Raw genomic sequence first — 12,166 nt, forward strand, 5'->3', positions numbered from 1 at the left:
CCCCTATGAAGGAGAAGCCCAGCATGGAGAGCACCAGCATGGAGAAGACACTGACCCCGGAGGCGCTGCTGGCCGGGATACGGCAGGCCCGCCTCGTCGCGATCGTGCGTGGCACGCGCGGATCGGCCGCGGCGAAGGCCGCCCTCGCGGCGATGGAGGAGGGCTTCCGCTATGTCGAAATCGCGCTCACCACTCCGGACGCCCTCGAGGCCATCGGCGAGGTGCGGGCAGCGGCTCCCGCGGGGTGCTTCGTCGGCGCCGGCACGGTGCTCACGAAGCAGGACGTGGACAACGTCGCCGCCGCTGGCGGCCAGTTCATGGTCACGCCGTCGCTGGCGCCGTCCATCGAAGAATCGGCCAGCCGGGGCATCCCCGTCCTGGCCGGGGCACTGACCCCGAGCGAGGCCTTCGAGGCCATGAACCGCGGCGCCACCGCGGTCAAGCTCTTCCCCGCCTCCATCGGCGGCCCGGGCTACCTCAAGGCGCTGCGCGATCCGTTCCCGGACATCCCGTTCATCGCGGTCGGCGGCGTCGGGCTCGAAGAGGCGGCCGGCTACTGGGGCGTGGGTGCCATCGCCGTCGGACTCGGGGGCCCGCTCTTCGGCGACACCGGCTCGGGCGGAGACCTTGCTCCCATGCGGGAGCGCGCCCGCAGCTTCGTTGCCCTGGCCACCGAGTATGACCGCCGGGCCGCCGCCGAGAGCCTGCGGTGACTGCCGCCGTCGGGCTCGCTTCGGTCGACCTCCTGACCTTCGGCGAATCCATGGTCTCGCTGCGCTCCGCCGGGCCGCTGTCCGCCGGCGGCGCCCTGACCATGCATGTCGCCGGTGCCGAGTCGAATGTGGCGGTCGGCGTCGCACGGCTCGGGCACAGCGTCAGCTGGGCCGGTGTGGTGGGCGCCGACCCGCACGGCGAGTTCATCCTCCGCCAGCTCCGCGCCGAGGGCGTCGGGCTGCAACACCGGGAGGACGCCACACGCCGGACCGGGGTGATGTTCCTCGAACAGCGCACGGCCGATGTCACCCGCGCCTTCTACTACCGCTCCGGTTCCGCCGGGTCAACGCTGAACCGGGAGGACGTGGACCGTGCCCTGCAGCCGGGGGCTCGCATTCTGCACCTGACCGGCATCACGGCCGCGCTGAGCCCCGAGTCCCGGAAGGCCGTGGAGTACGCAGCCGAGCGCGCCGCCGGGGACGGCACGGTGGTGTCCCTGGACGTCAACTACCGCAGCAAGCTCTGGTCCCGGGAGGAGGCGCGCGACGTGCTCACGCCGCTCGTCCGGCACGCCAGCATCCTGATCGCCTCCGACGACGAACTCGGCCTGGTGGCCTCCGCGCCGGCAGGCACGCGGGACCCCGACGCGCTCGAATCGGCGATGGCAGCCGAACTTCTTGGCCTCGGAGTGAGCGAAGTTGTTGTCAAGCGTGGCGCCGCCGGCGCCGGCGTCCACACCGCCGACGGCCGGTGGGAAACACCCGCCGTGCCCGTGACCAGCATCGATACCGTGGGAGCCGGAGACGCCTTCACCGCCGGCTACCTGTCCGCCCTGCTCGACGGCGCCGAGGTGGCGGGCCGCCTGCAGCGCGGGGCCCTCACCGGAGCCTTCGCTGTCAGCACCGCCGGGGACTGGGAAGGCCTGCCTGCCCGTGCGGAGCTGGCCCTGCTCGGAACCACTTCCGGAACCACACAACGCTAAGTCCCCGCGGGCCGCTCCGGCCCGCTCCACCTCCGAATAAGCCCGCCCCATCCCCCCGAATAAGAAAGCCTGGATTGTTGTGAAAATCATTGCCGCGGAAGTCTTTGTGACCAGTCCCTCCCGTAACTTCGTGACGTTGCGGATCACGACCGAGGACGGGGTGACCGGGATCGGGGATGCGACCCTGAACGGGCGTGAGCTCGCGGTCGCGGCGTACCTGAAGGAGCACGTTGCGCAGCTGCTGATCGGGAAGGATCCGCACCGGATCGAGGACACCTGGCAGTTCCTGTACCGGTCCTCGTACTGGCGGCGGGGTCCGGTGACGATGGCCGCGATTGCCGCGGTGGACATGGCGCTGTGGGATATCAAGGGCAAGCTGGCGAACATGCCGGTCTACCAGCTCCTCGGCGGGGCGTCCCGGAACGGGCTGCGGGCGTACGGGCACGCCTCGGGGGCGGACCTGGAATCGTTGTTCGATTCGGTGCGGGAGCATCTGGAGCTGGGCTATAAGTCGATCCGGATCCAGACCGCGGTGCCGGGGATCAAGGCCGTGTACGGGGTCGCGGCGCAGGCGCAGGCCTCGGGGGAGCGGTATGACTACGAGCCGGCCGGGCGGGGGGCGTTCCCGCTGGAGGAGGACTGGGATACCCGGGCGTACCTGCGGCACCTGCCCTCGGTGTTCGAGGCGGTCCGGAACGAGTTCGGCCCGGAGCTGCCGCTGCTGCACGACGGGCACCACCGGATGACTCCGATCCAGGCCGCGAAGCTGGGCAAGGCGCTGGAACCGTATGACCTGTTCTGGCTGGAGGACTGCACACCGGCGGAGAACCAGGAGGCGCTGCGCCTGGTCCGGCAGCACACCACCACGCCGCTGGCGATCGGGGAGATCTTCAATACCGTGTATGACTACCAGAGCATCATCAAGGAACAGCTGATCGATTATGTCCGCGCCGCGTCGACGCACTTCGGCGGGATCTCGCCGCTGAAGAAGGTGATGGACTTCGCCGCGCAGTACCAGATCAAGTCCGGCTTCCACGGGCCAACGGACATCTCCCCGGTCGGGTTCGCCGCGCAGCTGCACGTGGGCCTGGCGATCCATAACTACGGGATCCAGGAGTACATGCAGCATTCGGACGCCACGAACACCGTGTTCGAGCAGTCGATGACCTTCGTCGATGGCTACCTGCACCCCGGGGACAAGCCCGGCATCGGCGTCGAATTCAACGAGGAAGCCGCCGCGGCCTACCCCTACCAGCAGGCCTACCTGCCCTACAACCGCCTCGTCGACGGAACGGTCCACGACTGGTAGCGGTTCGTACCCATAAAGAGCGCCAGGCACAAAAAAGGTCCCGGGCGGCGAGTCTATGCTCAGCCGCCCGGGACCTGGCTTGTTAGATCCGGGCCGTCCTTCGACGGTTAGTGAACCAGCTCGCGCGTCATGCCGAAGGGCACCTGGTCGGACAGTGCCGCGCTGTAGTGGCCGGGCTTGTGCCGCGTGAGCAGGATGCCTTGGGTTCCACTCTCCATCGCGAGCTCCTGCAGTCCCTGCACGGCATCGGTCAGCCGTTCGTCCAGGACCTGCCGGCTGTCGACTTGAATCTCGATGCGGTCGGTAATTGTGGTCATTGCATTAACTTTCTTGGCGTACTGTTGCTCGGCCCCAATGATTGAAGCGACAATAACGTCCTCTTTGTCGGCCGGTCAAATCGCGTCGCCGGCCTGCTCCGGCGCAGGAACCGGCAGGCTGTACGGTCCCGGCTGTTGACCTGCAGTTCCATCCCGGGAACGGCTCCGATCGTGAGGGTGGTCACCCTCGATCGCTCCAGGCAGGGCGACAGGTGCTCGTGGCGCCTGGGCTGAACGCCGCGAAGTAGGCCAGGGTGTCAGTGGCCGGAATCATTCCGGAACGGGCGGGCGCCGGCCCTGAACCCCGGTGGGCTGGATAGGAGCGGCCCGTTCCACTGTCGGGGTCTGCCGCCCCGGGTCAGGATGTTTTGGAGGAGCTTATCGTTTCCGATCCGGGTTCAGGGTCGAGGAGGGCCCGTTGGAGCTGGACGAGTATTTTGGCGAGCCGCCGGGAAACCTGCATCTGGGTCATGCCGAACCGCACGCCCAAGGCCGCCTGCGTCTCTTCGCAGGAATAACGGTGGTACAGCAGGTTCCGGTCCGCATCGGACAGTCCGCGCATGGCCTGGCCTAGTGCTATCAGTTCCTCAAGGCGGTCCGCTTCCGAATCCGGGGCAGGAAGACCTGCCAGGGATGGGCCGGTGCCGTCGGGGCCGGACGCGTCGATCGAATCAGGCCTCATGCTGGTGTGCGCCATTTGCGCTTCACGGACTTCTGCGGAGCCGGTGCCCAGCTCCTTCGCCAGTTCCTCATCCGTGGGCGCCCGCCCCAGGGCCTGGGCAAGAGCGGGTGCGGTATGCATAATGAGTGTGCGCAGATCCTGCACCGGCCGCGGAGGCCTGACAACCCAGCAGTGATCCCTGAGGTACTTTTTTAATTCGCCCCGGATCGTGGGGGCGGCATACGCCGGAAAACTTCCGCCCCGTTCCGCGTCGAACCCGTGGGCTGCTTTGATCAGGCCCAGGTATGCCACTTGTCTCAGATCCGCCTGGTCCCGGCCACGGGCATAGCGTCGGGCCAGGGACTCAGCCAGATCCAGGTGTGCCATCACCAGGTCCTCCCGCAAGGCCTCCCCGATTCGCCCGCCACCTCGGGGCGGATCATGCTTTGGGCGGCACTCAGGGCTCCGTCGGACAGGTTCCTGCATGGCGGTCCTTTCCTCCAACGCTTAGCTCCTGCGGTAAGGCCTGGCCCCAGCCAAACATAGAGCTCCGCACTGTTGCAAGACTCCTCCAGGTCCGCCGCCTGCCCGTCATCGACGGACACAACGTCATCGGAATGCCCAGTCAGGCCGACATTGCCCGGAATTATCTCGAAGACCGGGTCGGGGAAACTCGTCGAATTCATCTCTTACTGAGAATGGCGGAAGCCACCAAACCACTCCAACGGCAACGAGCAATCCTGACGTCAAGGACCTCGCCAACCACCAACCACGGTGAGATCCGCGAATGGGCCGAGCAAACGGCGGAAAGCCTGCCGGCGTCAAAGGCACCGCCGAAGGCAAGGACCCCGGGATGCCTCCAATCGATTTCCCCGGCTGCTCGGGCGAAGAAACCCTGGATGAGATCGGCTGGGAGGACTGCGCGGTAAAAGTTTCCGGAGCCGAGGCGCCGGCCGGAAGTTACTCGATGCGGTCGGTGAATGCAGCAACACTGGTGTGGTGATCGATCTGATCCGGGTTTCACCCTGACCATAAGCGCCTGGCGTTCCCGAAAACCGCCGGCAAGCGCTTCGACTGGCTCGGGGATCTTCTACCTCATACGATGCCGGGCGTATTGCGCGAGCACTTCCGGGTCGCGTTCACCGCAACCAGTGCCTCCAGAATCGCCCGGTAGAGGAGACGACTGTCAGGTCACTGACGACTTTGGAGAGCTTGATGCCAATGCCCTCCAGAACTTCTCCAAGCGGTGGATCTCCCGGGTCCGCAGATAGCCCGGTCCCTTGTCCACTTTTGAAACCCGATCTGGTTCCCGTGACCCCCCTTCGACAGGGCTGGGTGGGCAAAGATCTGTAATCAAACCCATTCCGGCGCACTCACGGACGACGCGGATTCCCTCGACAGCCGACGCTTTGTCCCGGAACTGTCCGGATACCGCCACAACTGTCCCGTCGGGAGCCTTCAATCTAAACCCGAAGGACAAGTCCCCCTCATGAAAAAGCTCGAATATTCCGGCCATAGTTGCCCCCTCTGGACGCCCGGGGCGGAAGGACCTCGGGCTACGTCATCAAATCCGAAACGCAACGCTGCATTCCGGCTGGCCCTATCGGGACGGGGCGAACCCCATGTGACTCCAGCCACACCACCCTTTACGGTAGGGACGAAATCGCTTACTAGCGAGTAGGTGGCAGGCTGGGACCGCCATTCACGTCGCACTTCCCCACAAATGCCTCGTGCGGCGCCCCGGCCGGTGGGAACCGTCGTTTTACAGCCGCGGAGGCGGGAGCCGTCCTGCGGCCCAGGACTACGATTGGCGGAAGCGCGGTAATCTTCAGCAAGGACGTCTACACCCTGCACGGAGGCGGAAGCGCAGCATGGCTGGGAAACAAACCGGGGATTCCCCGGGCCGGTGGCGGGTCTTCCACAACAAATTCGTCGTGGAAGAACGCTTCATGAGTGAGGCTGCGCGGAAGAAGCTTTACCGGATTGCCGTCGTTCTGATGATCGTCGGGGCCGCGGTGTTTTCCGTCATTCTGGCCGGCGTTCTCGTGCGGGGCGGAGTCAGCGAGGTCGATGAGCCGGTGCGGTCCTGGCTTCTGACCCTGCGCTCTGAACCTCTGACGGCCGTCATGATCATCCTTGCGATCGTCTTCGGTCCGGTTGCCCTGCCGATCATCATCCTGGTGGTGACCGTTGCGTGGGGGCTGCTGGCCAAGCACGCCTGGCGCCCCCTGTTGCTCGCGGGGGCGATGCTGACAGGCGTGATCCTGGCGCAGGTTATCGGCCGGACGGTGGGCCGGCAGCGTCCTCCGGTGGACCTGATGCTCTTCGGCGAAGATACCACCTTCGCTTTCCCCTCCGGACATGTCCTCGGGGCCTGCGACTTCCTGCTCGTGACGACGTACCTCATCTTCTCTCGGCGGCGCAATCCCAGGTCCGCCGTCGTCGGCTTCGCAGTGGCCGGGATCGGGATTTTCCTTGCCGCGGTCAGCCGCCTCTACCTGGGGTACCACTGGACCTCGGACGCGCTGGCCTCGCTGGCCATCTCCTTCGTGGTGCTGGGGGCCGTGATTGCCCTGGACACTTGGCGGACCGCACGGATTCCCGGCGAACGCATCACCGGAATCCTCTCGAAGGCCGACACCAGCCAGGACTAGTCCGCCCTTGTCCGGACCGGCCGGCGATGCCACAGTGGTCCATGGCCACTGAAGACGATGTCCGCAGAGCCGCCCTTGCCCTGCCGGGAGTAGTGGAGCGGCCAAGCTGGGGCAGGCCCGCGTGGTTCGCGGCCACCCTGCTGGCGCGGATCTGGGACGATGGGGTGCTGACGGTCAAGACGGAGGAGCGCGAGGCGCTCGCGGGGACGGATCCTGAAACCTACTTCTGGACGCCGCACCATGACCGCTCGCCACAGCTGGTCCTCGTCCGGTTGGACCGGATCGGCCCCGAGGAACTCGGTGAGCTCCTGGATGAGTCACACCGCCTCGCCGGTGGCCGGCGGCGGTAGCGGCTGCCCCGGGTGCCGGATCAGGTGGCGGCGCCCGCCTCCTTGTCCATGGTCCCGGGGTCAGGGCGGGCCCTCGCCCGGGCCCGTTTCAGTTCTGCCCGCAGCCGTGCGTTGGCGGCCTCCAGTGCCAGCACCTTTGCCACCCCGGCGAGATTGAGCCCTTCGTCGAGCAGGCCGCTGATCCGCCGGAGGACGGCGAGGTCCGCCTCGCTGTACTGCCGCGTCCCGCCCGCGGTCCGGTCCGGGGTCAGGAGTCCCCGGCGCTCGTACAGCCGGATGTTCTGCTGCCCCGTACCGACGAGTTGGGCCACCACAGAGATCGCATACAGTCCCATCTGCGGTCCGCGTTCGTCCATGGTCCTCCTTCGTCCGGTTAAAAAAATTTCCTGTTGCATCAGTCTTGCACCAGTGCTATAAAAAATCTATATCCATCGCCATAGAAGCTGATGGTGTGGATGCAGGAAAATATCTGGATTCTAGTCAGAAGGAGTGGATTATGATGTTGATGCGCACGGACCCGTTCCGGGAACTGGACCGGCTGACCCAGCAGGTCTTCGGAACGGTGGCACGGCCCGCTGCCATGCCGATGGACGCCTGGCAGGAGGGCGACGAGTTCGTCGTCGCATTCGATCTTCCAGGCGTCAACGTTGACACGGTTGATCTTGATATTGAGCGCAACGTCCTGACGGTCCGGGCTGAGCGGCGTGACCCGACACAGCCCAACGTTGAGCTGATTGCCTCGGAGCGGCCGCGCGGCGTCTTCAGTCGCCAGCTGATCCTGGGCGATACCCTGGACACCGAGAAGGTCAAGGCCACATACGCCGAAGGCGTCCTGACGCTCCGCATCCCGGTGCTGGAGCAGGCAAGGCCGCGCAAGATCGAGATCGCCCGCACGGAGGACAAGCTGCAGGAGATCGGGAGTTAACGCATAGTAGCGGCCGGACCGGCAATCCTTGGCGCCGGCCCGGCCGCCTTCGTACCGCCTCAGCCGCCCCTGCCGGAGAATGTCCTTAACTCGTGGTGCCCCCATAAACGCCGACCCGCGAGGTTACTACGCGGCCGTGCACCTGACGCCGGCAACGGGTTCCGTGGCCAGGGCGCAGCCAGCCAGCAAGAACAGCACGAGAGAAGGAGGACTGCCATGAGCGCATGGCGCCGCTACGATTCGCATCTGATGCCGGTCTTCCACGAACGGTTCGAGGAACGGTGGGGGCAAGGCACAGCACCGTTTCTTGACCCAGAGGCGCATGAGGCCCCACTTCCAAGAGCCCAGTGGATCAACATCGAGACGGGCGCCGCGCTTGCGGTGGTCCCCATCTGGACCGCCGACGATAGTCAACATCGCTCCTTCGGCGTGTTCTTCCTCCCGCCGGCCGGCGATATCTGGGTCCTGCGCCCGGGCTACACCGGATATCTGGAACCGTCGGCAGACGAGGCCCAGCATCTCCTCTCCCTCAGGAACGATGCCTTCAAGAAGGCAGTGGACCATGCCAAGGAATTCCTCTACGGTCCGGAAGGCTCCATGCATTAGCCTGCGGTAGGGACGCCGCACCGAGCGTGTACCGTGGCACGCGCCGGCGGGTCGGCCTAAGATCAAGCGACCACTTACGCGACTACCGGGGAGACTCCGCCGATGAAAGCCTCCGCCAAAGAGCTGGCAGCCCTGCTGCCGCCCGGCTTCACCCTGGGGGTGGCGACTGCCGCTTTCCAGATCGAGGGCGCGCTGGACGAGGACGGACGCGGGCCCTCGGGCTGGGACGTTTTCGCGGCTAAGCCGGGATCGATCGTTGACGACCACAGCCCCGCGGTCGCATGCGACCACTACCACCGGATGCCCGAGGACGTGGCCCTGCTGAAGGAACTGGGGGTCGATTCCTACCGCTTCTCCCTCTCCTGGTCCCGCATCCAGCCCGGGGGCAGCGGCCCGGTGAACCCCGCCGGACTGGATTTCTACGACCGCCTGATCGACCTGCTGCTGGCCAGCGGGATCTCGCCGATGGCCACCCTGTATCACTGGGACACGCCATTGGAACTGGACCAGGCAGGCGGCTGGATGAACCGTGACACGGCCTACCGGCTGGGTGAGTTCGCGGCGATCGCCGCCGCCGCCTACGGCGACCGGGTGGCGCGTTGGGTCACCGTCAACGAACCCGCCACCGTGAGCACCAACGGCTACATGCTGGGCCTGCACGCGCCCGGCGAAACGCTCATGCTGAAGGCGCTGCCAAGCGTCCACCACCAGCTGCTGGGCCACGGACTGTCGGTTCAGGCGCTCCGGGCCGCCAATGTTCCGGGCGAAATCGGCATCACCAACGTGTATTCACCGATGGTCCCGGCCTCGATCAACCCGCTCGACAAGGTCAGCGCGGGCCTGATGGACGTGGCCCAGAACCGGATCTATGCGGACCCCGTCCTGCTGGGAAAGTATCCGGACCTGATCCGGGCCGCCACGTTCTTCTCTTCCTTCAACCCGTCCAGCGAGGACATGGCACTGATCTCCCAGCCGCTGGACTACTACGGGCTGAATTACTATATGCCCACCCGTGTAGCCTCCGGCCCCGGGGAAGGTGCCGTGCCCGAGGGCATGGCCGCGGCGATGGGCGATGACCTGAGCGGCACCGCCGCCGGCGCTCCGTTCCACATTGCCACGTTCCCGGACACCGAAACCACTGCGTACGGGTGGCCGATCAAACCGGAGTACCTGTCCGTGGCGCTCGCGGAAATGAGCGAGCGCTACCCCGACCTGCCTCCGGTCTACATCACGGAGGGCGGTGGGAGCTTTGAGGACCTCGAGATCCGGGACACGAAGGGCCGGCTCATCATCCCGGATGAACGGCGCGTACGCTTCCTGGCGGACCACATCGCCACTGCCATCGAAGCTTCCTCACCGGGCGGGGCGGCCGAGAAAATCGACCTGCGCGGCTACTACGTCTGGTCCCTGTTGGACAACTTCGAATGGTCCGGCGGTTACAAGCAGCAGTTCGGCTTGCTGCACGTGGACCGCGAGACCCAAGTCCGCACGCCCAAGGCCTCGTTCTACTGGCTCCAGGAGGTGCTCGCGGCCCGGCACAAGGACGCGGTCCCGGAGGCACCCGCCGGAGCGGCGCTCGCCGATCTGCCCCACGCCGGGGAGCCGGCGGGTTCGCCCGACACCGAACGGCCCCAGCCGGTTAGCTGACGTCGCTCCGGCGTCGAACGCCCCCAGCCCGAACGGCCCCAGCCGGCGGGCGGAAGACGTGCGGGCGGGGCTAGAGAAGGTTCAGTTCCCGCAGGCCTTTCGCCAGGCCTGCGCCGTCGGGAGAGTAAAACCACGGAACGGACGAACCGCTGTGGTCGCCGGATTCCGAGTGTCCGCCTGCCAGCACGGCTTCGCCGGCCGAGAGCTGGCGGATGCCGATGGCGGCCACGCGGTCCCCGTGCTGCTGGGCGAACTGCGAGTAGATCGCTTCGTCGTGCTGGCCGTTATCCCCGAAAAGCAGCCAGCGCATGTTCGGGAACTCTTTCGCCAGCAGTTCCAGGTTCCGGCGCTTGTGCTCCTGGCCGCTGCGGAACCAGCGGTCGTTGGTCAGGCCCCAGTCTGTGAGCAGCAGGGCGCCCGGCGGGTACATGTTGCGGGTGATGAAGCGAGCCAGGGTGGGAGCCGCATTCCACGGCCCGGTGGACAGGTAGATCACGGGCGCCTCCGGATGCTTCACCAGGAGACGGTCCATCAGCACCGCCATGCCGGGCGTCGCCATCCGGGCACGTTCGTTCAGGACGAAGGTGTTCCACAGCGCAAGGAAGGGCCGGGGGAGCGCCGTGACCATGATCGTGTCGTCGATGTCCGAGACGATCCCCAGCTCGGTGTCCGGAGAAATGACGAAGATCTCCGACTTCACCGGCTCGGTTCCTTCGGCGCGCAGTTCCGCCGTGTGCCAGCCGGGAGCGAGGGACACCTGGATGACCGTGTCCACCAGCCCGCCGCGGTCCGCGTGCACCAGGGCGGTGACGCCGCCGATTTCGATTTCCACTTCGGTGAACTGGATCGGCACGCTCGTGAACGCCCGCCAGCCCCGGACATTCTGGTTGCCGTTCTGGGCTGCCTGCTCCGCCGGGCTGCCGGGCTTCGGCTTGCTTGTGAGCACGACCCGCCCGATGACGCGGACCCAGCTGGTGGAACCGTACCCCTGGTATGCGACGGTCTGCGGAATGAAGTGCCAGCGCCTGGCCGCCTTCAGCCACAGCCCGTTGACGGTGTCCGAAAACCGGTGGGCGAAGCGGAAGACCTTGTTCCCGGACACCGACGGTTGCTGGGGTGAGTGCTGCGACGCCAATTCCATGCCTCCACTCTCCCACAGCCGCCGGCTATTCAAACGGACTGCGTCCGGCGGAACTGCCGCTTGGGGCCCCGTCCAACAGCCACCGCAGCGTAAGGGCATTGCGCACGGCGTTGCCGCCGCCGTCGTTGTTGAAATACACAAAGACGTCCTTTCCGGTGGCCCGCCATTCCCCGATCCGGTCCGCCCACCAGCGCAGTTCGTCGTCCGAATACGACCCGCCATAGAGGTGCTCGCGGTCCGGTCCGTGCAGCCGGACGTAGACGAACGGTGCGGTGGCGCGGAGGATACAGGGAAGCCCGGCGCCGCTCATGACACAATAGGCGGCACCGTGCCGTTCCAACAGGGCATAGACCTCGGGGTGGTCCCAGCTGGGGTGGCGGAACTCGACGCTGACGCGGATCCAGGCCGGCAGCGCCGCGAGGAAATACCCCAGCCGGGCGTCGTCGCGCGCGAAATCCGGCGGCAGCTGGACCAGCAGCACGGCCCGCTTGTCGCCCAGCTCATGCCAGCAGCGGATGATCCGCTCCACCCAGACCTCGGGGGAGGAGAGCTTCTTGCCGTGGGTCAGGCCGCGCGGGGCCTTCACCGACAGGAGGAATCCCGCCGGCAACCGGCGGCGCCAGCTCGCGAAGGAAACGTCCCGCGGCCAACGGTAGAAGCTGGCGTTCAGCTCCACCGTCGTGAAGCGGGCCGCATAGTGGGCCAGCCGGTCCCGCGCCGGCAGCCCAGGCGGGTAGAGCACGTGTTCCCAGTGGTCGTAGCTCCAACCGGAAGTGCCGATCTGCAGCGTCACCCTGTCCCCGCCTCCGTTCCTGCGCCCGCTGGGATCCGAGGCGCCCCGGACTGCTCCCGGCCCCGGC

15 protein-coding genes are annotated in these 12,166 nt (G+C 66.6%); 9 read left to right on the forward strand and 6 right to left on the reverse strand.

From position 1 onward, the window contains the following. Positions 1-23: 23 nt before the first annotated feature. The 3 genes from QFZ69_RS02585 (at position 24) to manD (ending at position 3,005) form a co-directional block, all read left to right on the forward strand. Positions 24-713 carry a bifunctional 4-hydroxy-2-oxoglutarate aldolase/2-dehydro-3-deoxy-phosphogluconate aldolase gene (locus QFZ69_RS02585; protein ID WP_306915458.1) on the forward strand — a complete coding sequence of 230 codons (690 nt, stop codon included), beginning with the start codon at positions 24-26 and terminating at the stop codon, positions 711-713. Beyond that, positions 710-1,696, forward strand: coding sequence for a sugar kinase (locus QFZ69_RS02590; RefSeq protein ID WP_306915460.1), 987 nt, complete (start codon positions 710-712; stop codon positions 1,694-1,696). Before QFZ69_RS02585 ends, QFZ69_RS02590 begins: the two co-directional genes overlap by 4 nt. 79 nt (positions 1,697-1,775) lie before the next feature. Continuing rightward, positions 1,776-3,005, forward strand: coding sequence for a D-mannonate dehydratase ManD (gene manD, locus QFZ69_RS02595; protein WP_306915462.1), 1,230 nt, complete (start codon positions 1,776-1,778; stop codon positions 3,003-3,005). Positions 3,006-3,112: 107 nt separating this feature from the next. Here the strand turns inward: manD and QFZ69_RS02600 are convergent, their stop codons facing one another. Both QFZ69_RS02600 and QFZ69_RS02605 read right to left on the reverse strand, forming a co-directional pair. Continuing rightward, positions 3,113-3,322 (reverse strand): hypothetical protein, encoded by a 210-nt coding sequence (locus tag QFZ69_RS02600; protein WP_306915464.1) that lies wholly within the window; start codon positions 3,320-3,322, stop codon positions 3,113-3,115. Between the two features lie 358 nt (positions 3,323-3,680). Then, positions 3,681-4,469, reverse strand: coding sequence for a sigma-70 family RNA polymerase sigma factor (locus QFZ69_RS02605; protein WP_306915466.1), 789 nt, complete (start codon positions 4,467-4,469; stop codon positions 3,681-3,683). 301 nt (positions 4,470-4,770) lie between these two features. Between QFZ69_RS02605 and QFZ69_RS02615 the strand changes: the two genes are divergently transcribed. Further along, positions 4,771-4,986 (forward strand): hypothetical protein, encoded by a 216-nt coding sequence (locus tag QFZ69_RS02615; protein WP_306915467.1) that lies wholly within the window; start codon positions 4,771-4,773, stop codon positions 4,984-4,986. 183 nt (positions 4,987-5,169) lie between these two features. Here the strand turns inward: QFZ69_RS02615 and QFZ69_RS02620 are convergent, their stop codons facing one another. Further along, a complete protein-coding gene (locus tag QFZ69_RS02620; protein ID WP_306915469.1) occupies positions 5,170-5,499 on the reverse strand; it encodes a YegP family protein in 330 nt (109 codons plus the stop codon). A gap of 355 nt (positions 5,500-5,854) precedes the next feature. Here QFZ69_RS02620 and QFZ69_RS02625 point away from each other — a divergent pair, with 355 nt between their 5' ends. Together QFZ69_RS02625 and QFZ69_RS02630 are read left to right on the forward strand one after the other, a co-directional pair. Continuing rightward, on the forward strand, positions 5,855-6,637 hold the full coding sequence (locus QFZ69_RS02625) for a phosphatase PAP2 family protein (protein WP_306915471.1): 783 nt from the start codon (positions 5,855-5,857) through the stop codon (positions 6,635-6,637). A 41-nt stretch (positions 6,638-6,678) separates the two neighbouring features. Then, on the forward strand, positions 6,679-6,987 hold the full coding sequence (locus tag QFZ69_RS02630) for an MmcQ/YjbR family DNA-binding protein (RefSeq protein WP_306915474.1): 309 nt from the start codon (positions 6,679-6,681) through the stop codon (positions 6,985-6,987). Between the two features lie 20 nt (positions 6,988-7,007). On the opposite strand, the gene QFZ69_RS02635 is transcribed toward QFZ69_RS02630, so the two are convergent. Further along, positions 7,008-7,343, reverse strand: coding sequence for a MerR family transcriptional regulator (locus QFZ69_RS02635; RefSeq protein WP_306915476.1), 336 nt, complete (start codon positions 7,341-7,343; stop codon positions 7,008-7,010). A 143-nt stretch (positions 7,344-7,486) separates the two neighbouring features. Here QFZ69_RS02635 and QFZ69_RS02640 point away from each other — a divergent pair, with 143 nt between their 5' ends. The 3 genes from QFZ69_RS02640 to QFZ69_RS02650 all read left to right on the forward strand — a co-directional run bounded on the left by QFZ69_RS02640 (position 7,487) and on the right by QFZ69_RS02650 (position 10,165). Continuing rightward, the gene (locus QFZ69_RS02640) at positions 7,487-7,912 is read left to right on the forward strand and encodes an Hsp20/alpha crystallin family protein (protein WP_306919572.1); all 426 of its coding nucleotides are present in this window, start codon (positions 7,487-7,489) and stop codon (positions 7,910-7,912) included. A gap of 216 nt (positions 7,913-8,128) precedes the next feature. Beyond that, on the forward strand, positions 8,129-8,518 hold the full coding sequence (locus QFZ69_RS02645) for a hypothetical protein (RefSeq protein WP_306915478.1): 390 nt from the start codon (positions 8,129-8,131) through the stop codon (positions 8,516-8,518). A gap of 102 nt (positions 8,519-8,620) precedes the next feature. Next, the gene (locus tag QFZ69_RS02650) at positions 8,621-10,165 is read left to right on the forward strand and encodes a glycoside hydrolase family 1 protein (RefSeq protein ID WP_306915480.1); all 1,545 of its coding nucleotides are present in this window, start codon (positions 8,621-8,623) and stop codon (positions 10,163-10,165) included. A gap of 70 nt (positions 10,166-10,235) precedes the next feature. On the opposite strand, the gene QFZ69_RS02655 is transcribed toward QFZ69_RS02650, so the two are convergent. Both QFZ69_RS02655 and QFZ69_RS02660 read right to left on the reverse strand, forming a co-directional pair. Continuing rightward, on the reverse strand, positions 10,236-11,306 hold the full coding sequence (locus QFZ69_RS02655) for an App1 family protein (RefSeq protein ID WP_306915483.1): 1,071 nt from the start codon (positions 11,304-11,306) through the stop codon (positions 10,236-10,238). A gap of 25 nt (positions 11,307-11,331) precedes the next feature. Further along, positions 11,332-12,099: a DUF72 domain-containing protein gene (locus QFZ69_RS02660; protein ID WP_306915485.1), complete on the reverse strand. Its 768-nt coding sequence runs from the start codon at positions 12,097-12,099 to the stop codon at positions 11,332-11,334. Positions 12,100-12,166 lie beyond the last annotated feature (67 nt).

This window comes from Arthrobacter sp. V1I7 (genome assembly GCF_030817015.1).
GTDB lineage: Bacteria > Actinomycetota > Actinomycetes > Actinomycetales > Micrococcaceae > Arthrobacter.

What these genes read in the sequence shown, in the direction of transcription:
- QFZ69_RS02585 (WP_306915458.1), top strand. Translation starts at nt 24, where the DNA reads ATGGAGAGCACCAGCATGGAGAAGACACTGACCCCGGAGGCGCTGCTG.
- QFZ69_RS02600 (WP_306915464.1), bottom strand. Translation starts at nt 3,322, where the DNA reads ATGACCACAATTACCGACCGCATCGAGATTCAAGTCGACAGCCGGCAG.
- QFZ69_RS02605 (WP_306915466.1), bottom strand. Translation starts at nt 4,469, where the DNA reads ATGCAGGAACCTGTCCGACGGAGCCCTGAGTGCCGCCCAAAGCATGAT.
- QFZ69_RS02615 (WP_306915467.1), top strand. Translation starts at nt 4,771, where the DNA reads ATGGGCCGAGCAAACGGCGGAAAGCCTGCCGGCGTCAAAGGCACCGCC.
- QFZ69_RS02620 (WP_306915469.1), bottom strand. Translation starts at nt 5,499, where the DNA reads ATGGCCGGAATATTCGAGCTTTTTCATGAGGGGGACTTGTCCTTCGGG.
- QFZ69_RS02625 (WP_306915471.1), top strand. Translation starts at nt 5,855, where the DNA reads ATGGCTGGGAAACAAACCGGGGATTCCCCGGGCCGGTGGCGGGTCTTC.
- QFZ69_RS02630 (WP_306915474.1), top strand. Translation starts at nt 6,679, where the DNA reads ATGGCCACTGAAGACGATGTCCGCAGAGCCGCCCTTGCCCTGCCGGGA.
- QFZ69_RS02635 (WP_306915476.1), bottom strand. Translation starts at nt 7,343, where the DNA reads ATGGACGAACGCGGACCGCAGATGGGACTGTATGCGATCTCTGTGGTG.
- QFZ69_RS02640 (WP_306919572.1), top strand. Translation starts at nt 7,487, where the DNA reads ATGTTGATGCGCACGGACCCGTTCCGGGAACTGGACCGGCTGACCCAG.
- QFZ69_RS02645 (WP_306915478.1), top strand. Translation starts at nt 8,129, where the DNA reads ATGAGCGCATGGCGCCGCTACGATTCGCATCTGATGCCGGTCTTCCAC.
- QFZ69_RS02650 (WP_306915480.1), top strand. Translation starts at nt 8,621, where the DNA reads ATGAAAGCCTCCGCCAAAGAGCTGGCAGCCCTGCTGCCGCCCGGCTTC.
- QFZ69_RS02655 (WP_306915483.1), bottom strand. Translation starts at nt 11,306, where the DNA reads ATGGAATTGGCGTCGCAGCACTCACCCCAGCAACCGTCGGTGTCCGGG.